General features: G+C 38.5%; 25 protein-coding genes, 1 tRNA gene and 1 pseudogene. 16 read left to right on the forward strand and 11 right to left on the reverse strand.

Annotated elements, in window-relative coordinates; genetic code table 11:
* Positions 1-9 precede the first annotated feature (9 nt).
* Positions 10-465: a methylglyoxal synthase gene (locus tag OO7_RS07020; RefSeq protein WP_008915264.1), complete on the reverse strand. Its 456-nt coding sequence runs from the start codon at positions 463-465 to the stop codon at positions 10-12.
* Positions 466-581: 116 nt separating this feature from the next.
* On the opposite strand from OO7_RS07020, the gene OO7_RS07025 reads away from it, so the two are divergent.
* Positions 582-998: a CoA-binding protein gene (locus OO7_RS07025; protein WP_008915265.1), complete on the forward strand. Its 417-nt coding sequence runs from the start codon at positions 582-584 to the stop codon at positions 996-998.
* A 73-nt stretch (positions 999-1,071) separates the two neighbouring features.
* Here the strand turns inward: OO7_RS07025 and hspQ are convergent, their stop codons facing one another.
* Entirely contained in the window at positions 1,072-1,392 is a 321-nt protein-coding gene (gene hspQ / locus OO7_RS07030) for a heat shock protein HspQ (RefSeq protein ID WP_201764239.1), read from the reverse strand.
* Between the two features lie 218 nt (positions 1,393-1,610).
* On the opposite strand from hspQ, the gene OO7_RS07035 reads away from it, so the two are divergent.
* Entirely contained in the window at positions 1,611-1,892 is a 282-nt protein-coding gene (locus OO7_RS07035) for an acylphosphatase (RefSeq protein ID WP_008915267.1), read from the forward strand.
* Positions 1,893-1,902: 10 nt separating this feature from the next.
* Here the strand turns inward: OO7_RS07035 and tusE are convergent, their stop codons facing one another.
* A complete protein-coding gene (tusE, locus tag OO7_RS07040) occupies positions 1,903-2,232 on the reverse strand; it encodes a sulfurtransferase TusE (RefSeq protein WP_008915268.1) in 330 nt (109 codons plus the stop codon).
* A 182-nt stretch (positions 2,233-2,414) separates the two neighbouring features.
* Between tusE and OO7_RS07045 the strand changes: the two genes are divergently transcribed.
* From OO7_RS07045 to OO7_RS07090, 11 genes are all read left to right on the forward strand, one after another.
* Positions 2,415-2,502: transfer RNA gene (locus tag OO7_RS07045), tRNA-Ser, on the forward strand.
* Between the two features lie 164 nt (positions 2,503-2,666).
* The gene (locus OO7_RS07050; protein ID WP_008915269.1) at positions 2,667-3,878 is read left to right on the forward strand and encodes a tyrosine-type recombinase/integrase; all 1,212 of its coding nucleotides are present in this window, start codon (positions 2,667-2,669) and stop codon (positions 3,876-3,878) included.
* A 213-nt stretch (positions 3,879-4,091) separates the two neighbouring features.
* A complete protein-coding gene (locus OO7_RS07055) occupies positions 4,092-4,631 on the forward strand; it encodes a hypothetical protein (RefSeq protein WP_008915270.1) in 540 nt (179 codons plus the stop codon).
* A 181-nt stretch (positions 4,632-4,812) separates the two neighbouring features.
* Positions 4,813-5,241 carry a primase gene (locus OO7_RS07060; RefSeq protein ID WP_008915271.1) on the forward strand — a complete coding sequence of 143 codons (429 nt, stop codon included), beginning with the start codon at positions 4,813-4,815 and terminating at the stop codon, positions 5,239-5,241.
* Between the two features lie 535 nt (positions 5,242-5,776).
* Positions 5,777-6,130, forward strand: coding sequence for a hypothetical protein (locus tag OO7_RS07065; protein WP_008915272.1), 354 nt, complete (start codon positions 5,777-5,779; stop codon positions 6,128-6,130).
* A gap of 74 nt (positions 6,131-6,204) precedes the next feature.
* Positions 6,205-6,720 (forward strand): putative periplasmic lipoprotein, encoded by a 516-nt coding sequence (locus OO7_RS07070; protein ID WP_008915273.1) that lies wholly within the window; start codon positions 6,205-6,207, stop codon positions 6,718-6,720.
* 182 nt (positions 6,721-6,902) lie between these two features.
* The gene (locus OO7_RS16700) at positions 6,903-7,076 is read left to right on the forward strand and encodes a 3-hydroxybutyryl-CoA dehydrogenase (protein ID WP_074379423.1); all 174 of its coding nucleotides are present in this window, start codon (positions 6,903-6,905) and stop codon (positions 7,074-7,076) included.
* Positions 7,076-9,268: a coiled-coil domain-containing protein gene (locus tag OO7_RS07075; protein WP_008915274.1), complete on the forward strand. Its 2,193-nt coding sequence runs from the start codon at positions 7,076-7,078 to the stop codon at positions 9,266-9,268. The genes OO7_RS16700 and OO7_RS07075 overlap by 1 nt, the downstream gene beginning before the upstream one ends.
* Positions 9,225-9,689 (forward strand): hypothetical protein, encoded by a 465-nt coding sequence (locus tag OO7_RS16945; protein WP_043892670.1) that lies wholly within the window; start codon positions 9,225-9,227, stop codon positions 9,687-9,689. Before OO7_RS07075 ends, OO7_RS16945 begins: the two co-directional genes overlap by 44 nt.
* 69 nt (positions 9,690-9,758) lie before the next feature.
* On the forward strand, positions 9,759-10,049 hold the full coding sequence (locus OO7_RS17130; protein WP_008915276.1) for a hypothetical protein: 291 nt from the start codon (positions 9,759-9,761) through the stop codon (positions 10,047-10,049).
* Between the two features lie 210 nt (positions 10,050-10,259).
* The gene (locus OO7_RS07090) at positions 10,260-11,192 is read left to right on the forward strand and encodes an Abi family protein (protein WP_169337385.1); all 933 of its coding nucleotides are present in this window, start codon (positions 10,260-10,262) and stop codon (positions 11,190-11,192) included.
* A gap of 848 nt (positions 11,193-12,040) precedes the next feature.
* On the opposite strand, the gene OO7_RS07095 is transcribed toward OO7_RS07090, so the two are convergent.
* Together OO7_RS07095 and OO7_RS07100 are read right to left on the reverse strand one after the other, a co-directional pair.
* Positions 12,041-12,412, reverse strand: a complete 372-nt coding sequence (locus OO7_RS07095) for a hypothetical protein (protein ID WP_008915278.1) — start codon at positions 12,410-12,412, stop codon at positions 12,041-12,043.
* 69 nt (positions 12,413-12,481) lie between these two features.
* Positions 12,482-12,901 carry a hypothetical protein gene (locus tag OO7_RS07100; RefSeq protein ID WP_008915279.1) on the reverse strand — a complete coding sequence of 140 codons (420 nt, stop codon included), beginning with the start codon at positions 12,899-12,901 and terminating at the stop codon, positions 12,482-12,484.
* A gap of 980 nt (positions 12,902-13,881) precedes the next feature.
* Here OO7_RS07100 and OO7_RS07105 point away from each other — a divergent pair.
* From OO7_RS07105 to OO7_RS17445, 3 genes are all read left to right on the forward strand, one after another.
* A complete protein-coding gene (locus OO7_RS07105; protein ID WP_008915280.1) occupies positions 13,882-14,070 on the forward strand; it encodes a hypothetical protein in 189 nt (62 codons plus the stop codon).
* A 709-nt stretch (positions 14,071-14,779) separates the two neighbouring features.
* A complete protein-coding gene (locus tag OO7_RS07110) occupies positions 14,780-15,067 on the forward strand; it encodes a hypothetical protein (protein ID WP_008915281.1) in 288 nt (95 codons plus the stop codon).
* A gap of 238 nt (positions 15,068-15,305) precedes the next feature.
* Positions 15,306-15,479: a hypothetical protein gene (locus tag OO7_RS17445; RefSeq protein WP_156823136.1), complete on the forward strand. Its 174-nt coding sequence runs from the start codon at positions 15,306-15,308 to the stop codon at positions 15,477-15,479.
* 537 nt (positions 15,480-16,016) lie between these two features.
* On the opposite strand, the gene OO7_RS07115 is transcribed toward OO7_RS17445, so the two are convergent.
* The 6 genes and pseudogenes from OO7_RS07115 to OO7_RS07140 form a co-directional block, all read right to left on the reverse strand.
* The gene (locus OO7_RS07115) at positions 16,017-16,754 is read right to left on the reverse strand and encodes an ankyrin repeat domain-containing protein (protein ID WP_008915282.1); all 738 of its coding nucleotides are present in this window, start codon (positions 16,752-16,754) and stop codon (positions 16,017-16,019) included.
* Positions 16,755-17,031: 277 nt separating this feature from the next.
* Positions 17,032-17,700: a hypothetical protein gene (locus OO7_RS07120; protein WP_008915283.1), complete on the reverse strand. Its 669-nt coding sequence runs from the start codon at positions 17,698-17,700 to the stop codon at positions 17,032-17,034.
* A 68-nt stretch (positions 17,701-17,768) separates the two neighbouring features.
* Positions 17,769-19,297 (reverse strand): annotated as a pseudogene (gene tnpC, locus OO7_RS07125) (IS66 family transposase).
* 84 nt (positions 19,298-19,381) lie between these two features.
* The gene (gene tnpB, locus OO7_RS07130; RefSeq protein WP_008914070.1) at positions 19,382-19,726 is read right to left on the reverse strand and encodes an IS66 family insertion sequence element accessory protein TnpB; all 345 of its coding nucleotides are present in this window, start codon (positions 19,724-19,726) and stop codon (positions 19,382-19,384) included.
* Positions 19,723-20,019, reverse strand: coding sequence for an IS66 family insertion sequence element accessory protein TnpA (gene tnpA / locus OO7_RS17450; RefSeq protein WP_008914069.1), 297 nt, complete (start codon positions 20,017-20,019; stop codon positions 19,723-19,725). The genes tnpB and tnpA overlap by 4 nt, the downstream gene beginning before the upstream one ends.
* A gap of 61 nt (positions 20,020-20,080) precedes the next feature.
* Positions 20,081-20,284, reverse strand: coding sequence for a hypothetical protein (locus OO7_RS07140; RefSeq protein WP_008915284.1), 204 nt, complete (start codon positions 20,282-20,284; stop codon positions 20,081-20,083).
* Positions 20,285-20,604 lie beyond the last annotated feature (320 nt).

Raw genomic sequence — 20,604 nt, forward strand, 5'->3', positions numbered from 1 at the left:
CTCACTCAATTATGAACGGCTTTTTAAGTAATGTTGGTAGTCGGGAATAACAACATCAAGGTCGCAATTAAAATAGGGCGATGTAATAATAAAATCTGCTGTGGCAGGGCTAGTTGCTACAGGAATATTCCAAACGGTTGCTAAGCGCAAAAGTGCTTTTACATCCGGATCATGAGGAACGGCATTTAAGGGATCCCAGAAAAAAATCAGGACATCAATTTTTTGTTCGGCAATCATTGCGCCAATTTGCTGATCGCCACCCATTGGGCCACTCAGCATCCCTGTTACAGGTAATCCTGTATGTTGGCTAATTAAGTTAGCCGTTGTTCCTGTCCCAAACAATTGGTGAGTTTTTAATTGTTCACTATTTTTTTTAACCCACGCTAATAATGAAGATTTACAGTGGTCATGGGCAACGAGTGCTATATTTTTTTCAGCTCTTATTGTACGTGTAGTGGATTCCATGAGATTCCCTTAAAGGTCAATGTGGCGATAGTATGCTTGAAATAGTTGCAGTAGCATGTATGACAACGTATATCATATTGTGAATTAATAGTTTACTGGTTTTGGGAGATATTTTGATGAATGATCAAGAAATTACTGAAATATTACAGAGTGTGAAAACAATAGCTTTAGTGGGTGCAAGTGATAAAAAAGAGCGACCAAGTTATGAAGTTATGGAATTTCTCTTAAAACAAGGCTATTCAGTGATCCCTGTTAGCCCTAAATTAGCGGATCAGCAGTTATTAGGTCAGCAAGTTTATGCTCAATTGAGTGACATTCAACAATCTATCGATATGGTTGATGTTTTTCGTAATGCAGATGCTGCGGTGGGAATTGCCAAAGAAGCGGTAGCAATTGGTGCAAAAGTTTTGTGGTTACAAAAAGGGGTTATTAGTGAAGAAGCGCAAAAGATTGCGCAAGGTGCGGGTCTTCAATTTGTGATGGACAAATGCCCTAAACAAGAAATTACGTCATTAGGATTAGAAAAAGCGTAATTATTGTTGATATAAAGTGAAGCAGCCATTGGCTGCTTCATTGACGGGAATAATTTAATGAGTTAATTAGTGATTAGTTACGTAAACGTGGCGCTTGCAGTTGTAAGCGAATAGATTCTGCCAATTCATCCATGGAAGGTTGTTCTGGATGATCATCAATAGTTTCGTAAGTAATTTGCGCTTCTGCCAAATAAGTATGAATTGCTTCACCGTTATCATCTTCCATGACAACGTGATACCACGGCAGATCACGTAATGTGCTATTTGATGCGATATCCTCATCATGAGGTTGATCGAGTGAATATTCAGCATCAACATCAACGACAACCCCAAGGTAGCCGAGAAGTTTATGACGGACTTGTTGTCCGATACCGTATTTGCTGGTGATCATCATAGCCACCTCCTAAAAAGCCTTGCTTATACTGTCTTCTTATATTTGGGCAGTGTTGCGCGTTTTCAAGTCAATGTATGGACAATTACTCATAACGCAATACACTGTTTTATACATAACATGAAAAGCAGTGCCTCAAATTCAGATTATCTGTTTGATGAATAAAAGACAACAACAAAAAGTGGCAATTAATAAATAGTGTATTGATAACGGAGGCGAAAATGACAACAGAAACCGGGCGTTTATTCTATATTTATGGTCGCGTACAAGGTGTGGGTTTCCGCTATCAGACTTATCATTGGGCTAACCAGAATGGTATTAAAGGGTATGTCTGCAACCGTGATGATGGTAGCGTTAAACTTGCAGTATATGGTTCAGAGCAAGATATCCAATTTGTTGAAGATTGGCTAAAAGCGGGTGGGCCAGCAGGTGCTAGAATTGACCATTATTTTAGTGAAGTTTGGCAAACAGAAAAAATAGCGGATTTTTCTGTCCGCTATTAATTGAAGTTTTTTAAATACATTTAACTGGCTTTGGCAAGCCAGCAAGTTTGGTGGCTTGTTTTGCGGGGCCTTTTGGAAATAGTCGATATAAATAACGGCTATTTCCTTTCTCCTCGCCAAATTGTTGTGATACAGCTTTTACAAGCATACGAATAGCGGGGGATGTATTAAATTCTAAATAGAAATGACGGACAAAGCGGATAATTTCTAGATGCTCATCTGTCAGAGTAATATTTTCTTGTTCTGCGAGAAGTGGAATTAATTCCTCACTCCATTGCTGACTATTAATAAGGTAACCCTGAGCGTCAGTTTCGATTTCTTGACCATTAAAAAGCAACATACCAATTTCGACCTAAATAAAAATAGGGTATAAATTTAGCAAATTATTGCCAATAACCCAAGCAGACCATAAAATATGTTGATAATTTAGCCCGTTGATTGATTATGTGTTTATTTTTAAAACGGTTGATCAAATTAGGGGTTTACATTGAAAGCACAGATGTTTATAGTGCTCTCCATTGCGGAGGGGTGGCCGAGCGGCTGAAGGCAGCGGTCTTGAAAACCGCCGATGGGAAACCATCCGAGAGTTCGAATCTCTCCTCCTCCGCCATCTTCACTTCTAGCAACGTCTTCCAAAGTCTTCCAATCCCAAGTAAATCAAGCATTCTAACTAAACCCCATTATTCCAACGTCTACTAACGTCTATTGAAAACTACCCCCTTTAGGTGGTACATATGGGGGTACATTTATACCCCATGATTTGAGTACCCCCAAATGAAGCTAACAGTTAAACAAATTGATTCCAGTAAGCCTAAAGAAAAAGACTACAAACTATCTGATGGTGGTGGACTGTATCTATTGGTTAAAACTAATGGCGGAAAGTATTGGCGGTTAAAATACCGAATCGATGGTAAAGAGAAACTTTTAGCTATTGGAATTTATCCAACCGTTACACTAGCTGATGCCAGAAGAAAGCGTGATGATGCAAAGAGATTGCTGGCGGATGGAATTGACCCAAACCAACAACGCAAAGAACAAAAGCAAGCCTCAAAGATTGACAGTGTAAACACCTTTAAAAATATTGCTCTTGAATGGTATGAGGGAAGAAAGGATCGCTGGTCTGTTGGTTATCGTGATGACATGATGGACGCATTTGAGAAAGACGTCTTTCCTTATATAGGCAATCGCCCAATTGCTGAAATCAAACCAATGGAATTACTTGAAGTGCTTTCTATTATGGAAAAGCGCGGAGCAACCGAGAAGCTAAAGAAAGTACGTCAACGTTGTGGCGAGGTATGGAAGTACGCCATTATTACTGGTAGGGCAGAGTATAACCCTGCGCCAGATTTAGCCAGTGCCTTTGTACCACATAAGCGTGAGCATTACGCCCACCTCTCAGTAAGTGAATTACCAGAGTTTCTTTCTTCTATAGATAAGTACATGGGAAGCCAGATTGTAAGAGTGGCATTAAGGGTGCTTATATTAACTGGAGTTCGACCAGGCGAATTGAGAAAGGCGGAATGGTCAGAAATTAACTTTGATACTGGAGTATGGGAAATACCAGCTGAAAAAATGAAAATGCGCCGACCGCATATTGTGCCACTATCAGAGCAGGTTATTGATTTACTGAAACAGATACATCCAATCAGTGGCAGCTATCAATATATATTTCCTAGCCGCACCGATTATAGAAAGCACATATCAGATATGGCACTGAATACGATGATTAGGCGCATGGGCTACAGTGGTAGAGCCACAGGTCACGGTTTCAGGCATACAATGAGCACCATTCTACACGAACAAGGTTATAACACTGCATGGATTGAGACACAGCTAGCGCACGTTGATAAAAACTCTATTCGTGGAACGTATAACCATGCTCAGTATATTGATGGACGTAGAGAAATGCTTCAATGGTACGCTGATTACATGGGGGCATTAGAGAACGGGGATAATGTTGTCCACGGTAATTTCAAACGCGCTTAATCCACCAGCAACCACATACAGAACCAGACAGTAAAAGGTCTGGTTTTTTTGTACCTGAAACAGTCATAACTGGACAAATAGACAGTAGTTATAGACTGTAGTAGACTTGTGTATACTATAAAGAATAAAGCTATGCCTAGGCTGATCCCCGAAAACTAGTACACCTCTACTAGCTGGCATAGCTCCTACCAAAAGAGGGCTAGAGGTGGAAGCATGAGTTTTGGGCGTAATTGCGAGCAATATTGGGATCATGCTAACTGGGTTCCTGTAAATGTATTGGTTGATGAATGGTGTAAATTAGACAAAGTTTGTAAGGAAGCTAAGAAAATGGCTATTCTTTCCGCTTGTGAACGAGGCCATGTCAATTACATGCGTTCTGATGGGAAAACATGGGATGACCCTATTAATGATTTGTATGGGCGAGGGATTTTATTAATAGATAAAGAATCATTTTTAGTATGGGCATCTCAATTTAATGATCCTAATGTTCCAACAAAAAATATAACGACTAGAGAAAAGAATAATTTAAATTCTGTTATTGGAGCTTTGTTGCTTATTTTATTAAGAGAAAAAGAATTCTGGAATCAAACTTCTGTCATTAACGAAATGAATAACATATTTAGTGACTTAGAGCCGTTTTCAAAACGAAATTTAGAAAAAATATTCCCTCAAGCTAAGAGCGCATTGAAGGAAAAAGGGTATGATTTTGATGAATTAATGTTAGCGCATGAAAAGAAAAATTCTCCATTTTAAGGATTATAATTATGGTTGATTATGATAAAGAAAGTTGCGCCTCATTTCAGCGTTTATATTCATACTATCATGTAGAACAAATGGCTATGTTGTGGTGTGGAATAAAACCTTCGGATTTTGATGAGGTGATTTCTGAGTGTGAATATATAAAAAGAGCCATACCAAAACACCCATTTATTGGATGCTTAGAACATCGAGCCATGGCTATAACGTCTGGGTTGCTGAGTTCGGTACAGGTAACAAAGAGATTGAGCAGATTAAAGAACAGACGATTGCTTTTTTAAGTACGTATGGAATGAGTCGATTTGCGCCATTGCCCTATGATGAACAATCTTTACCTATTAGAGAACTCGCTGGGTACAGGGTTAAATCAAGTACGCATGATGAAGCACCCATACTGTTTTATACATTGCCAACGGTATTTAAGAACGAGATAGCCAAAACGTTCAATACAGATATTTTCTCTGATGCTCTACATAAACTAGGCATTTTAAAGAAACCTGCCAATGAGAAAGGGTATCAAAGCAGAACACCGCGTTTGAAGCATTTAGGTAACATTCAGCAGCGCGCCTACATTTTGATGCTTGTTCCTGATGAAGAGGAGGAATGATATTTCTCACGTTAGGAAAAAACGGTAATTAACGTTGTCTCAGTTGTCTCAATAAGGGAATAAAAAAGGTAACTTATTAATATTTATAGTTATGATGGTTATTTTCTGAGACAACACTGAGACAACCTAAGCCTGTTTTGAGACAACATAAGGTGTTTTTGAGACGACACTGAAAAGTTTGGATTATCTCTTGGTAGGTTAAAAAAGCGGTTGAGACAACTGAATTCAACGCTGAGACAACACGTGAATTAATAAATAACCATTGAAAATCAATTAATTGTAAAAAATAGGTGTGAATAGTCATTAGGTTGAGACAACTCAAAATCGTCAAGTTGTCTCAGAGAAAAATATTTAATCTATCTTAATCAATGGGTTGAACTAATTGAGACAACTGAGACGACCGAGACAACCCCTAATCGCGTATTTAATAAAAAAATATTAGAGTGATGTTTAATATATTTATCTAGAAATTGCGAAGGTAAAAAAGTTGATTATGATTAATGTTTATTCATTATTTTGAAAATGGGAGATTATTATGGATTCGATAATAGAGAAAGATACGTACACACCATATTTTGCTAGTCAAATAGCGGTAATAGCTGTTTTTTATGCTTTGTTTGTTTTTTGTGGATTAATGTTAGTAAAACTGGGTTATTCTGGGTTTTGGGATGCCATGTTAAGTGCTAAAGGTGCCTCTCTGATTTTTGTAGCTGTTATATCTTATTTGTTCGTAATAAGTAGAGTAGGAATGCTATTTAAAGTGATTACTGGTAATAAAGATTACTCCAAAAAAGAGAAAGCGATCCGATTACTAGAGGTTTGTTTAATTATGCTGGCCGTGATTGTGACACCATTTTATTCACTTGGGGAGCTTATCGCTACAAACTAATATACCTGCTACCGCCAAAGCATAAGCCGAGGCGGTTATGTATAATTGGCCTTATCAACTAAAGGGATCACCAAATGAAAAAAATCATGATAACGGCTCTATTGGCTTTATTTCTATCAGGATGTGATAACAATCCACCAGCACCCTACGGATTTAAGTGGGGGCAGTCGGTGGAGGATATCCAAAAGTTAAACTTAGAGGGGATTATATGCTACGGAGAGACAACATGTAATGTTGAAGAAATGCCAGACCACACTCGCGGGCACGCTGTGCTAATGTTTAACAAAGAATCAAAATTAGTTGAGATACTTTATACAAATACGCTTGAAATCAAGAATACCAGCGAAGAACAGGCACTAAATAAATATGAACAAACAATCACCAGTTTGACAGCAATATATGGCCCCCCGATACAAAATATAAAAAGATTAGATGATACCTCTAATTTGTTTGGGTGCTTACAAAAAGCCGGCTGCGCTGAATTTGCCGCCAAGTTTAGTAAAGATGGGTATGTAGTAAACCTGTATATGACGGATGGTAAAAATGACACCGTATTTATACAAGGATTGTATATAACACCTCAAAAATAATTACTTAGAGCAAAAAAGCAAAAGCCGACCTTGAGTCGGTTTTTTGTTGTCTTGATTTTACGAATTGAATTTTAAATAGAAAAATATTCTACACAGCTGGTTTTTATTAGAATTATTTTGTTGTTTATTTTTTGTGCTGAATTATAATTAACTGTATTAATAAACATACTGAGGATATGACCATGACTAGAACAGAGAAAGGCTTTAAAACAGTTTCCATTGACGGGCAGTTAGTGGCACGTATTGAGAAGTTACGCCAAAAACGTGCGGAAAAAGATTTTTTACTTAGTGGAGCACCGATGACCCAGATTATTCGAGGGTTATTGAATGAAGCTCTACGTCGTGAGGGGTTCTAATGGAAAAGTTACAGCAGTTAGCAAGCACCATAGCTCAGATTTATGTTGATGGGCTAAAAGCGGAAACGGGAACAACATTAGTAACGTATAGTGCCACGGCGTCATTAATCAATCACACCAAAGCCGCGTTAGAAGCGACACAGGCTGAACTAGCTAACGCCGAAGCCAACAAGAAACAAGCTGAGTCCTATCAAGCATCAGCGGCACAAATGGTATTAAATGCCAAAGAAGAAAAAGCAGCCGCACAATCAGCAATTGAACTCGCTAAAGATAAAGTGGCGGCAGCAGATAGCTTGACGATATCGTTAGAAAAGCAGCGAGTAGAGCTAGAGCAGCAGGTAAAAGTACAAAGACAGATATTAAGAGATGCTAAAGAAACATACAAAATAGCGCCAAAAGATGAAAATTTTCAAGATGTTGTTGTCGCTAGAAATAAAATGATGGCTACCGAAAAGAAAATACAAGCCATTGGTAATCAGATAGACAAAGAACAAGTTTCCGCATCACAGGCCCTGAAAAAAGCTAAAGAAGCAGAAATAGCGGCTAGCACAAAAGTAACAGCAGCTACAGCGCTTGAGCAGAAAGCCAAGGCGACACTGGCAACCGCCAATGAAGCAGTTGCTACAGCTAGCGCAAAAGCGACAGCGGCAACCAAAGCACAAGCAATAGCAATGAATGGCTTACGTGGTGTAATGGCTTTACTTGGTGGGCCTACTGGTTTATTCCTTTTGGCAGCCGCAGGAGTTTACGCTCTCTATGAGGCAATGACTGATGACACGGCAATAAAAGAATACAACGCTAAAATCGATGAGATGATCACTAAGATTGACTCTTTAACATCTAAACAGGCGGAAGTAGTTTCTAGAGAGCTTGGCATCAGGATTGCCAAAACAAAAGAAGAATTAGCAAAAAGCGTTGAAGAAGCTAAAAAGCTAGAGAGTGGCCTTGAGGCCATGAAAGATAAAGAACCCACTTTTAACATACGAAAGTCAATAGAATGGGCTACTAATGAATTAGGTAAATACAATTTATTAATAGAGGAAGGGACAAAACGAATTAGAGAGCAAGAAGCGCAGCAGAGGAAGTCTAATCAGACAGTAAAAGATAAAAAAGGTATAGAGAGTGAGCAAGTAGACGCAATGAACATCTTTAACGATGCCGCTAAAGGTGCTATTGAATCTAATAAGCTACTCGCAAAAACAATGGAGTTGGGTTCTCCAGCGTTAGCAAAAATGGAAATGGAAGTAGAAGCATTAAAGATTAGCCTTGAAAATGCTGGAATTTCAGGGGATGAAGCCGAAATTCAAATCTCAAATCTAATGAACACACTTGAAACAGGGAGAATTAATAACTTTGAGTTAATGATTCAGGCTATTGAAGAGGATGTTCAAGGTTTGAAGCTTGAAATGGAAGAGGGCATTGATACAGCTATTGAATATCGAGCAGTCACTCAAATGGCTAGAGCAGGTGTGGATGACCCAGATTTACTAAATAGATTAATTGACGGCTTAAAGGAAAAACATAGACTTCAAAAACAAATATCAGATAGCAACAAGAAAGGCAGTGGCGGCGGCAAAAAGGATAAAGCGGCGGAAGAACTTAAACGCCAACAAAGTGAAGTCGCAGCACTTAATAAAAGGTTTGAATTACTTAGCACTGGTGTAGCTGATGCCAATAGAGATATGGCAATGTTTGAAGCCGTCCAGAAGCTAGGCGAGAAAGCCACTAAAGACCAAAAAGATGCTGTAGCTAAGGAAGCGGCGGAAATATATGACCTTACTCAAAAGGTCAATGATTTCATCCAAGCGCAAGAAGCCACGCCAGAATTAAAACTGGCCCGTGAGTTCGGAGAGGAAGCTAAAACTATTCGCCGCATGTTTGATGAGGGATTCATCGATAAAGAAACCTTTACGCGATTAGGCCGTGAAGCAACTCAGGCATTTGAGCAGGGCATGTCTGATATTCGCATAGAAACAACCTCAAACAATATCATCACAGATATTGGTGAAAACCGCGCTAAATTCGACCCTAGCAGCCAAAGCTGGTGGGGCGGCAGCATTAGCAGCATGGACGCCAGCAGCAATAGCCGCTTCAATTGCTACAGGTGGAGCAGCTTCATCGACAGGGTTAGGTGCTTTCCAAGCATCAATGCTATCTGGTCAAGCTCTCTCTATCGGGTTAGCCGGTGCTAGATACAACGGTGGACCCGTAAAAGGTGGTTCAGCTTATGAGCTTGGTGAGAAGAATCTGCCAGAATTGATGCAAATAGGAAACAAGCTGATCGGCATACCAGGCAATAATGGGAGGGTGTTCAGTTATGACGAAATAACAGGCGCACCAGTGATACCCAAAGCGCCTACAGGTAAGCAATATCTGAACCATAAGAATAATGAGCGAGCAATACAGAATAAAGATTTACTGGGTACTGGCAATGGTGGCGCTACTCTTCAAGTAATAATTGAAAACCATGTGGCAAATGCCGCTATCGAACCAAGAATGGAAAAAGGGCTTACTGGTGAGGATGTAACGAGGATTATTATCACTGATATGAATGAGAAAGGACCCATACACCGTTCGGTAATCAACAACACAACAGCAGGGCCTAAGGTATAAGAGTTAGCATGGGCGAGAAATCGCCCTTAACTTTGATGATTTAGATACCAGTACGTGCGAGGGGGAAATATGCAGAAAACAATCAAGAAGAAAACTAACCGTTATTTTAATGACGTGCCGACAACGCGCCTAATCGTGACGTGTGAGCAGTCAGTCATTGATATGGTAGATATTCACATTAGAACCGATAGAGTGACGAGGGGCAATCGTGCGGAGTTTGTGAGGCAAGCAATCATTGAAAAACTAAAAAAGAAAATAGCACAAATAGCTAAACCGCTATATGTATGTGTAAGTGACTTAGCTATAGCTATATATATTGTGTTTACGTTAAAAAATAGACAAACATTTACAGACTCATAATGACTAGCTCCCTAGACAAGATAAATATATTCAGTATTATTGATTTCAACAGTGCCCCTCATAACCTCTACGCAGAACGGAGAAATCTGGTTTGCGATACGTTTGGGGCTTTCTTTTATCTACTATCTGATAACTTTCCATGCTGCCATGCACCCTCTAAAACCTCATCTAACGTATTTAGACCAAATAAAAAAGCTAGAAAAACGAGGAATGAGCTTTGAGGATTTACCTCCCGAGCAAGCAGTAAAGAAAATAATGAATATTGGATATTACAGGCTATCTGGGTATTGGTATCCATTTCGTAAGTTAAAGTTAATCCCACCAGCAGCACCCCACGAAGCTAGACGCGAAGAAGCATTCCTTGCAGGTACAACCTTTACAAAGGTATACGCACACTATCTATTTGATGTAAAACTAAGAAGCTCTATTTTTTATGGCATCGAACGAATTGAAACTTATCTCAAGGCAAAAATAGCTTACGAACTAGGTAAAGTATCCCCTACGGCCTACAAAGATAAGAATATCATTCAATACAGACATCGCTACCGACATGATACATGGTTAGAAAAGTTAGATTCTTTAATAGAGAGAAACAGTGATAAAGATTGTATACGATGGAATTTAGACAAGTATGGGGATATCCCTATATGGGCTATCGTTGATATTTGGGATTTCGGTACAATGTCTCGCTTCTACGGAATGCTTGAAGATAAATACAAGCATCAAATCTGTAAATCGCTTGGCTTTCTAAAGCCTAACTCAGCAAATGTAAGAGATGGGCTGAAAACAGCATTAGAGCATCTTAATACAGTTAGAAACAGGTGCGCCCACCACGCGCGTTTATGGAATACCGATTTTTCAGACTCAAAAATTAGTATCGATGTGTTAGATAATATTGACTTAGCCGCCTCTCGCTTGTCTCCACAAAGCCCTGAACTATCAAGAATGGCGGGTATCATATTTTTAATATGGAGTCTGACCAAGAGAATAAGTTGTAATTCTACATGGCTAGCTTCAGTAAATGATCACTTAGAAAAGCATCAGGGCATTATTCCGTTTAATTCAATGGGATTTGATAACAACAATATATCAGGATTAAAAAATCTATTGGATAAGGAAGAAGAACAATCAGCCCAATCATAAGTTAGCCCAAATCAAATAAGCTTTGATGATTTAGTGACACGTTATGAATGATGATTTTCGGGCACGTTAGCAAAGATAGTTAGATAGTTTTTACACATCGCATAATGGCAGTTTTTACACACGTTAGACGGAATTATCGGACACGTTAGCGGTTAGTTTTCGGACATCGTAGCAAGAGTATTCGGAGTCCATAAATAAAGGGTTGAATTAGCGACAAATATAGATATTAAATCTTAACAATTCTTAACGTTTTTCTAATGCCAAAATCTTAAGAAATCCTAAGATTATTACTGGTTGGATGTTAACATTTGCTAACGTTCAGATGATAACATTTGATAACGTATTTCGGCTAATGCCACCTCACGAAACCTCACGCATTAATCCTAACAAATCCTAACGTTTTAGACTGATTGAGATGGTAGCTAACATGCCGATAAATAGATAATATTTAGTGAAATATCGCACTGCGCATTGATGCCAAAATTGCGCACTAAAACTGCGCGCAGAATTGCGAATTCGCAGTTTGAAAATTGCGAACAAAAGTGCGAATTTCGCAGTTGGCCATGAAGTGGGAATGTAGCATTAAAGCCGCTTTCTGTCTGGCTTTGTTCAATGATGACCTGTTATCAATTGTTATGGTTCATTGTTGAGAAAAGTTAAGGTTGTTCGCAGTTTACTACTACAGAAAACTACAGGTTGAACTTAGTAAAACTTAGTAATTATTCGCAGTTTGATATGTATCGGAATGTATGGGTAAATTGCGCACTAGATGATAAGTTTTGATAAGGTCTCGTGCGCAAGTAAATTACTATCTTTGATGTTAATAAACGCAATTACGGATGTTGATTTTATTTAAAAAAGATGGCGTAAATTCCATAAGCAGCTAAAGTAAGAAATAAGTAAAATACAAATTTAACTTTCTTTTGAGTGACCCTTTTATTGATAACGCAAGTTTCATCAAAAAAATAGTTAATAAATTCAGGCTCACTTATTCCAATATCACCGTCATTTAGCTCAATTGATTCCATATACTTTAAACTGGCTACTTTATCAGTTGAAGAGTTAGTATCATCTAATCTAACTTGGTCATTGATAAAAGCATTCCAAGCCATTATCCGAGACATTCTCTCCCCCGAAGTATGGCAAGACTCAATCTCTTGTAGGCGTAAACGATAGGCTTTATTTATTTTTTCAATCCCATAGATTTCAGTATTGTTCATTTTGAATCCCTTAAGTTGCTACAAGTAGACAAGTGACAGATGTTTGAGATAAATATTTACTTATAACAATCAGAAACTCAACTTGTTCGAAATATCTTTGTGACGCTTCCACGCTGAATAAATATCCTTATCCCACGCTTTACCGCCTTTAGTTTGATATCCAGCCTCATTAATCCGTTCAGCGATAATCCGTCCGTTATCTATGCCCTCTGATAGCACCAAATTAACCACAGAAACGACAGCAGACTCATTATAGGTATACGGTGGGATATCTGCCTTACCAGCAATTAAAGATGCCACCGACGATTCTAGGCGTTCCACCAGCGACAGCATACGAGCATCAGGATTACTGTCTGGGCGGTTTAACTTCTCTTTGATAGCTGAGACTATCCACGCTGTTTTATCGCTACCAGAGTTCGATACAGCATCATTAAACAGTGCTTGCAGTTCAGCAGGTAAACGAAAGGCAATAAGATTAGATTTACTCATGATAATAGTCCGTTATTAACTCGATGAGTGCTTATTATATCAGCGTATAACGATGTTATACAGATTAGAAAATGTAAAATTGCTGGTGGATTTAACGAGTAATTGTATAACTTAATATAACAAAGTCAGGGTAACTTACTGTAAAACAAGCAAAGCGTATTATTGCGCCTTGTAACTGACTGAATAAATGGCAAAGCTCAAATTTGAGCGCAGTATAATTTTACCAATAGAATCAATCGGCTCATTTTTGAGCCTGTATTTATCAATAGAAACAGGGCCCTCAAAATTGAGGAGGGTTAACGATTGTGATTATGGCCATAGTCGAAAAGGGTGACAGTTGAAATGTTACCCTTGATGCTGAGGGCGGCTTGAAATGAAGCCCTCATATCAAAACCACAAATTAGTGCCTTTAGCCAAAGTAGCTAAGTATTAGCCAATACAGCTAACTATCCAAAAAAACACGGTGTAGTTATTTTGTTATCAAAAAGACTCACAGTAATAACGTACCAAAATGGTACTAATATAAACTACGGTGGTACTATGGTGTTGCTATAATGATTGTAAGGTATTCGTTTTGGCATCCACCGAAAAGGCTATATTTTACTGGATACTCTATCCGCTGAATGTTGACAATTGTTGACATCAGAACCAGACAAAACCAGACATCATGTCAAACAAATTTATAAGTCCAGTCCAAAATTAAATAGGTACGCAGTAGGTATGTGTTTAATTCTCGCATTTCGCTATAATCAAATAAAATCATGATGTTGTGGAAAAGTACGCAGAATGGTACGCAGCAAAACAAGGGTAATAAGTTTTGACTAGTCTTGACGGATTTAACTTGGTTGCCATTTTGACGGTTGCCACTCTGGTTGCCAGCAAAACAGCATGTTTTATGCTAGTGGAATGATGGCTTTGATTGTTCCAATTCAGCACAATCAAGGTATAGCGATAATCACAACACCTTTTGAGGTATAGCCATGTTACAGCGTGAAGTAATAGAATCCGTTATGATGGAGTTAGCCCACCAGCAAGGGCAATCGCTCAACGGACGCGATAGGTTAGCGATTAGAACAGGTGTAGCCCAAACGATACAGGCTAAAGAACGTCACAGACGGAGAATGACAGCACCTACCTACCAATGGACGAAACCAGCACCAAAACGGTGATGCGAAGATAATCGCAGTGGTCAAATATTAAGCGATACAAGAAAAAGGGCATCGGTATGCAGGCTATAGGTTGCCTTGAAATCAAGGGCACCTAAGGCGACTAAATTGGACTCCTTGATATTAAGGAGTCATGAGGCTCTGAAATCGGAGGCTCGTCACTGGTTGGCAATATTCCAATAATGGCCACGAGATAAAAGTAACCACTCTGGTAACCACTAAAAGTAACCACAATGCAAATAAGCATTGCGATACCCACAGGACAAATTTGTCCTCTGAATAAATATCAATAAGTTACCGTGATGCAAATATGCGTTACCGATTAAATCAATAGGTTATCTACTCTGAACATGAATAACCAAAGCTAAAATAACGGTCCTATTACGGTCCGTATAATGTGATTGAACGGCAAGATTACGGCAAGGTTAAACGGGGATGTTACGGGGAGGATTAAGCCGATAACGGTAAGGTTACGGTAAGGAATCAGGGCGAGATTACGGCGAGGTTTCAAGTGGTCAGTTGTATTTTGATTCCGGCGATTTAACGGAATTAAGCATAATCAATAGCTTATAGTTACATACGGGATTGTCCCGTATCATCAAGGATAAATTAACGTTTAGATCACCCCTAGAAACTGGAATTATTATCCAATCTTCCAGAGTCCTATCAGCATTTTATTTTAACCAATAGCTTATATTGTGATGGTATCAAGATGAATAAACCAGAAATGAGAAAAGCAAAATCAATCAGGATCACCACGTCAGGAATGGTAATCAAAGCCCCTGAGCGAGTTAAAACAGCGACAGGTAAAGTTATGGCCACAATGACTATTCAGGCTGAGAGTGACAAGCGTAGCCCGTACCCATTAAAGATAGTGGCATTCGATATTAACGCGCTGGAGCTCATGACCTGCCAGAAAGGAAACAAAGTCACGGCTACAGGTCGCTATGAATGGTTTAATGGTTACCAGTTAACAGGGGCGCAGATAGTTACAGGTTAGTAAAAGTTAGTATCATAAGCCGATTTGAAGTCGGAAAATCTAAAGAGGATATTTCACCTCTTTAAACTAACCCACAATTAGTTGCCTACCTTTAACTGACCCTCTTTAAGATGACCAGTTTAACTAACCCGAAAATATCGGGGCAGTTAGAATAAGTCCACCAGCCTACCTATTCTATTTTGTACACCTCATATTGAGGTGCGCAAATTAACCACTGCCGTCATTTGAAATCGCTCAAGTGTTAATTTTACAGTTCCGTTTGAAACGGAGTCGTGAAAAGACGAGCAGGGTTATTTCTGGTTGGTGTTTCATTATCTGCAATGAAGTTGCCATTGATGATATTTATGCAATGATGTTACTGGAAAGTGTAGGGCTAACATTGAGATTAAAAATCACCTCAAAACAGACATGACAAAAATATTAGGGGGTACATTTGGGGGTATCTATAAAGTTAGAATTTAAATAATCATTTAATATCAATGAATTGAATGCTATGTATGGTTCTCTCCTCCACCCAAGCAAATCAAGCATTCTGACTAAATCCCAAAATCCCAAAATGTGCTGGGGTATTTACAGCGTACCCAGATATACCCGTAGTTTACCGTCAGTGAAGACGAGAACGATACCGCTGTCCTTTAAGTTATATGCCCGGCATAAGCAGGGAATTTTTAAGCGTTTTTTGATAATGATACGAACTACCATTGACGTGCATACCAACACTCCGACGATCACGGCTCTCAATAATCGTAGTTTGAGTGTGCACAATATTACGTACCACCACCATCCTGATTCCTCTAAGGTGACAAATGAACACATTACCTGTCATCCGAGGTAAAATTGAATGGTTTGAGCTCGGTACAATACCGAACTCAAACGATATCAGCCGTTAGTTAAAGAAAAGTGTCCAATATATGGGATTCATTTCATTAAAGCGGTATTGAGTTGTAAATTAATTACAAGATGGTTTACCAGTTCTATGATTTAAAGCACCATTATCAATTAATAATTTTTGCATTTCAGGAAGATTATTTTTGCATGCATAAGTCAATGCACTTTGGTCATAAGAAGGGAGTGATTTGTCATCTGTCGTCGTAGAACGATTTATATCTGCACCTTGAGATAATAGATATTTCACAATATCAATACGATTATTACTAGCCGCTACCATAATAAGCGTTTCACCATCACTTTCAATTTCTTGATTATTAAGGTCTACTTCATTTCTCATAAGATTATGGATTTTCTCGACAACCTTTACATTCTTTCCAAGAACAGCAGATTTTAAAACATTATACACATCGCCTTTATCTGTTGCCCATAGATCGGCTTTTTGTGAAATAAGGTAATCAACCATATCTTCATCACCAATAAAAGCGGCCCAGCCAAGAGCGGTTTGGTCTAAACTGCCTGTATTTTTTACTTCAATATTTTGTCCGTTTTCAACCATTTTTTTGACTTTATCTAGATCACCTTGTTTGACGGCATCAAACCATTCGGCATTATCACCAGTACTTGGTGTTTTATAAAATATTCTATGGGGTAATCTATTATTGTTAGCTAGCTCGACCATTTCTGAGTAACTTGATTTAAATGATTGATATTCTGGTGGGTTATTTTTATTGATAACTTGAGCTTGTGAGCCAAAAGCAATTAAGGCCAAAGAAAAAACAAGACTTTTTATTTTCATATTATTAAATACTCACTTAACGTTTATTAGAGACATTCTAATTCTAACGAGAGAAATATTTATTTCTAATCCTAATGGTTACAAAACGTTAATCATATTTCGATGTTGTGATTTTTTATGGCTAAGTAGTTAATAAATAACAAATAGAACAATAATTATCCTGTATATATGTAGCACTAAATGGATAATGGTAAAATTTTTCAAGACTTCTATATTTCTATATACAGTAATTCTTATACATCACATAAGAGGTAAATAGCGCTTATTAATACTAAATTTATTTAATTTCTAGCATGAAAGCGAGACCATGTGCATTATCACTTGATAAGTAACCGATCCCAGCTTTAATTTTTATTGTGTTGTCATAAAAATTAATGGGAGTTTCTAATGCTAATGAAGTATTGTTTATAAAACCAAATGATAATTCTCTATAGTCTTTGCCATAGAAGCCACCAATATTATTGGATAAGATAAGATTGAATTTTCTTTCATTTAAGCTGAATAAATCAGTCATGACATATTCGCCACCTGCTGACCATGTGCCTGTATTACTATTGACGTTTAATTTTTTTTCTGTTCTAAAACCATTTGTAAACATATAGGATATATGTCCATATATATTTATTTCGTCATTATTAGCTAATTTATTCGTATTTTTTAATCCAATTTTAGGTGTTATATGAAATGAATTAACACTCCAATCAAGCAAGCCCTCGTTACGCAATAACTCTTTCATTTGGTGATCACCGTGAAATGAGGAATTATTACTCATATTTGCATAGCCAAATTCTAATTCGTTTTCCAAATGAAGGTTATCATTTATCTGGTAAGAGACTTTTGGTGATGCTGTTAGGCTAAAAATATCCCAGCGAGCATGCATTCTACCTACATAGTCTATATTCACTGGAGATGATTTTACTTTAAGGTAATTCCCTTTTAACTGCATGGAGAATGCATAATTATCTTTAACATAAATATTTTTAAAATGTAAGCGCTTAATGAACCAGTAAAGCTTTACTCAACCTCACTGATTTCTACGTTCCATGGCATGAGATCCGACACATCATCTTTCGGACTTCGTTTTGGTAACTCGGTAAACAGGTGTTGGAAGTAATAATAAGGGTTCATGTCATTAGCGCGGCAAGTCATCACGAGGCTATACAAGTTTGCACTCGCCTTTGCTCCGCCTACCGAAGTTGAGAACATCCAATTTTTGCGACCTGTCGTGAACGGCCTTATATCTCGTTCGGTCACATTGTTGTCGATACTTATATCGCCGTCTTCAAGGTAGGTAAGCAGCTTAGGCCACTGGTTTTGCGTATAAGTGATGGCTTTGCCAAGTAATCCTTTAGGGAGAACGTTTTGACTGTCAAGCCATTGCTTGAACTCATCTAAAATAGGTTTGGCTTCTTCTTGTCGTAGTTGGTGTCGAGATTTTGCGTCAGCCCCTTTGGGCTTTCTCTTCAAGGACCGTATAGTTTGCTATAAAGTTCAGTGCTTTTTCTGGCTTGCCCGCTTTTTTTGATGGTGAAGCTTTTTGAGCATCAGTAAACTTTCGTGCGATACATGCGCCATGCAAGCAGCTTGAGTCACGTCCTCAAGTTTGTCGTATGCACGTGATAGCCATCCGATAGCAAGTAACCAGAGTAACCACCTAAAAAGTCTTGTACGCACTCTGCTCTGCGGCTGGCTTGATAGTCGTAGATAACCACTGGGTTATTGACGAACTCACCGCTACGATAGACCCACATATATGACTTAGATTGTGCTTTCTTATCTTCTTCACGTAATACTTGAACAGTGGTTTCGTCCGCGCAGATGAGCTTTTCTTTCAATAACTCACTTTTCATTGCATCAATAATGACTTGCACTTTGCTTCCTAACTGAACGCACCAGTTGGCCAGTGTAGCGCGGCTAATATCTATACCAGAGCGATTGAGAATATCCACTTGGCGATAGAGTGGCAGAGCATCAACGTATTTTGCTGTGACTACAGCGGCGAATGCATCTGCACTCCCTAGGCTTTTAGGGATCATACTTGCGGGTTTTGGGGCTGTGATAATCTTTGTTTCAGTCTGTGTTTTTTCACACTGCCGGCAAGCGTACTTGGTTCGCTCGTGACGTATAACACTAACCTTCTGTGGGATGATTTTCAGCTCTTCAGAAGTTTCAACACCACATTGATGTAAAGGCTCGTCGCAGCAGTCGCAATAAGGGGCATTGAGTTCATGTTTATGAACTTCACGCTCGAGCTCTTTTGGAAAAGGCTTACGGCCTGTTTTTTTCTTGTCGTCGTCGGATTTAGCCGTACTCTTTTGTTGCTCCGCTTCGTTAAACGTACCTTTGGGTATTTTTTCACTTTGTGATGAGAAGCGCTTTGACTTACTTAAATTGAGCTGTTCAATCAACAACTCAATTTTGGTTTTGAGCTCGGCAACCTCCTCTTGCTTTGCCGCAAGGAGTTTATCTTTTGCTTCGTTCTGTTGGTGAAGCTCAAGCAGCATAGCTTTTAGCTGGTCGATATCATCAAGGAGGTCGGTCATGTCTGGGCTCTGGTCATCTCAATGACTTAAGTATGACAGCAAAAAAGGATCGTTCAAGCCCAACGTGACGATCAGTATCAGCGGTCACACTTCTAGATTATGAAGTGGACGATGAGCTTTGGCATGTTCGAGCGTTAACCCCGAAAGAAGCCAACCCAGTTGTTGCTTAGTAATATGAATGGCTCCGTCCTCACTGGGTCTTGGCCACTTGAAGGTCCCTTTTTCTAAGCGACGATAGTACAGCCAGAAGCCATTAGTATCCCAAAACAAGATTTTCAATTTATCTCGGGTACGATTGCAGAAAATGAACCAAGACTCACTAAACGGATCCATCTCAAGAGTCTCCGCGACAATCAACGATAGTCCATTAATGGACTTACGCATGTCCGTGACTCCAGAGATGAGGAAAACCTTACCTGTTGGTATCATTGTAGCGCTTCAAACCAAGTCTTAATTTGTTGCGAGCTAAGCGTTGCCGGCAGTTCTGCTCGAATGCCATTATTGAGAATTAACACAACACAACTTGTGCTCACGGTAGGCTCTGTCACCACGATAGGTTGAACCCTGGTTTCAGGCTCGGATTGCGTGAGCTTTTTCGACCAATAGTGAAAAGTCTGATAGCTTATGTTTTGCTCCGAGCAAAACTGCTTAATGCCTAAATTACTTTGTCGTTGCTGCTCTAGAATTGCAGCCCAGTATTCTCGTTTACTTTGTTGTTCCATAGTCCCTCCAATGAAAAAGCTACTATGGCAAATGACGAGTTTGTTTAGTATGTGTGGTTCATTAACCGCTTACTTTAAAATCGTAAGGTAAAGAATATTTCTCATAGACAAATCCATCGGTATGTAATTTCGAAGCACTAATATCATCAGTCAATGAGAGTGCAAGTAATTTTGCATATCCAGCATTGAGATTTTCATCACTATAAGAATTACTTATATAAAGTACAGAGAGTGAAAATAATAGTTTTAGATATGATGGCTTCATTGAGTGTTCCTAGCCGTGGATATTTTGATAAATGTAATAAGATATATATTCTTATATGGAATATTTTCTTTTTTGAATTGTCAAGCTAACTTAAGTTACACATATGAAATATAAAACAATATTTAGTAATTTAAAAGAATTAAGTTATTCTGTTTTGACTAAATATCAACCTTAACAATTTGCAGATTGTCTGGCACGTAAGTCTCTACATAACTCATTATTAAATATGAGGTTAATTTTATCGTATATCTCAATAATTACACTACCTAATAAGTATTATAACGTTAAAGTGCATGGTTGTAATTTATTGATTTATTTTA

Origin of the sequence: Providencia sneebia DSM 19967, from assembly GCF_000314895.2 — a bacterium.
Classification (GTDB): domain Bacteria; phylum Pseudomonadota; class Gammaproteobacteria; order Enterobacterales; family Enterobacteriaceae; genus Providencia; species Providencia sneebia.

Excerpts from the sequence above, each read along its gene's own strand:
- OO7_RS07020 (WP_008915264.1), bottom strand. The coding sequence starts at position 465 with ATGGAATCCACTACACGTACAATAAGAGCTGAAAAAAATATAGCACTC.
- OO7_RS07025 (WP_008915265.1), top strand. The coding sequence starts at position 582 with ATGAATGATCAAGAAATTACTGAAATATTACAGAGTGTGAAAACAATA.
- hspQ (WP_201764239.1), bottom strand. The coding sequence starts at position 1,392 with ATGATGATCACCAGCAAATACGGTATCGGACAACAAGTCCGTCATAAA.
- OO7_RS07035 (WP_008915267.1), top strand. The coding sequence starts at position 1,611 with ATGACAACAGAAACCGGGCGTTTATTCTATATTTATGGTCGCGTACAA.
- tusE (WP_008915268.1), bottom strand. The coding sequence starts at position 2,232 with ATGTTGCTTTTTAATGGTCAAGAAATCGAAACTGACGCTCAGGGTTAC.
- OO7_RS07050 (WP_008915269.1), top strand. The coding sequence starts at position 2,667 with ATGAAGCTAACAGTTAAACAAATTGATTCCAGTAAGCCTAAAGAAAAA.
- OO7_RS07055 (WP_008915270.1), top strand. The coding sequence starts at position 4,092 with ATGAGTTTTGGGCGTAATTGCGAGCAATATTGGGATCATGCTAACTGG.
- OO7_RS07060 (WP_008915271.1), top strand. The coding sequence starts at position 4,813 with ATGCTTAGAACATCGAGCCATGGCTATAACGTCTGGGTTGCTGAGTTC.
- OO7_RS07065 (WP_008915272.1), top strand. The coding sequence starts at position 5,777 with ATGGATTCGATAATAGAGAAAGATACGTACACACCATATTTTGCTAGT.
- OO7_RS07070 (WP_008915273.1), top strand. The coding sequence starts at position 6,205 with ATGAAAAAAATCATGATAACGGCTCTATTGGCTTTATTTCTATCAGGA.
- OO7_RS16700 (WP_074379423.1), top strand. The coding sequence starts at position 6,903 with ATGACTAGAACAGAGAAAGGCTTTAAAACAGTTTCCATTGACGGGCAG.
- OO7_RS07075 (WP_008915274.1), top strand. The coding sequence starts at position 7,076 with ATGGAAAAGTTACAGCAGTTAGCAAGCACCATAGCTCAGATTTATGTT.
- OO7_RS16945 (WP_043892670.1), top strand. The coding sequence starts at position 9,225 with ATGCTATCTGGTCAAGCTCTCTCTATCGGGTTAGCCGGTGCTAGATAC.
- OO7_RS17130 (WP_008915276.1), top strand. The coding sequence starts at position 9,759 with ATGCAGAAAACAATCAAGAAGAAAACTAACCGTTATTTTAATGACGTG.
- OO7_RS07090 (WP_169337385.1), top strand. The coding sequence starts at position 10,260 with ATGAGCTTTGAGGATTTACCTCCCGAGCAAGCAGTAAAGAAAATAATG.
- OO7_RS07095 (WP_008915278.1), bottom strand. The coding sequence starts at position 12,412 with ATGAACAATACTGAAATCTATGGGATTGAAAAAATAAATAAAGCCTAT.
- OO7_RS07100 (WP_008915279.1), bottom strand. The coding sequence starts at position 12,901 with ATGAGTAAATCTAATCTTATTGCCTTTCGTTTACCTGCTGAACTGCAA.
- OO7_RS07105 (WP_008915280.1), top strand. The coding sequence starts at position 13,882 with ATGTTACAGCGTGAAGTAATAGAATCCGTTATGATGGAGTTAGCCCAC.
- OO7_RS07110 (WP_008915281.1), top strand. The coding sequence starts at position 14,780 with ATGAATAAACCAGAAATGAGAAAAGCAAAATCAATCAGGATCACCACG.
- OO7_RS07115 (WP_008915282.1), bottom strand. The coding sequence starts at position 16,754 with ATGAAAATAAAAAGTCTTGTTTTTTCTTTGGCCTTAATTGCTTTTGGC.
- OO7_RS07120 (WP_008915283.1), bottom strand. The coding sequence starts at position 17,700 with ATGCAGTTAAAAGGGAATTACCTTAAAGTAAAATCATCTCCAGTGAAT.
- tnpB (WP_008914070.1), bottom strand. The coding sequence starts at position 19,726 with ATGATACCAACAGGTAAGGTTTTCCTCATCTCTGGAGTCACGGACATG.
- tnpA (WP_008914069.1), bottom strand. The coding sequence starts at position 20,019 with ATGGAACAACAAAGTAAACGAGAATACTGGGCTGCAATTCTAGAGCAG.
- OO7_RS07140 (WP_008915284.1), bottom strand. The coding sequence starts at position 20,284 with ATGAAGCCATCATATCTAAAACTATTATTTTCACTCTCTGTACTTTAT.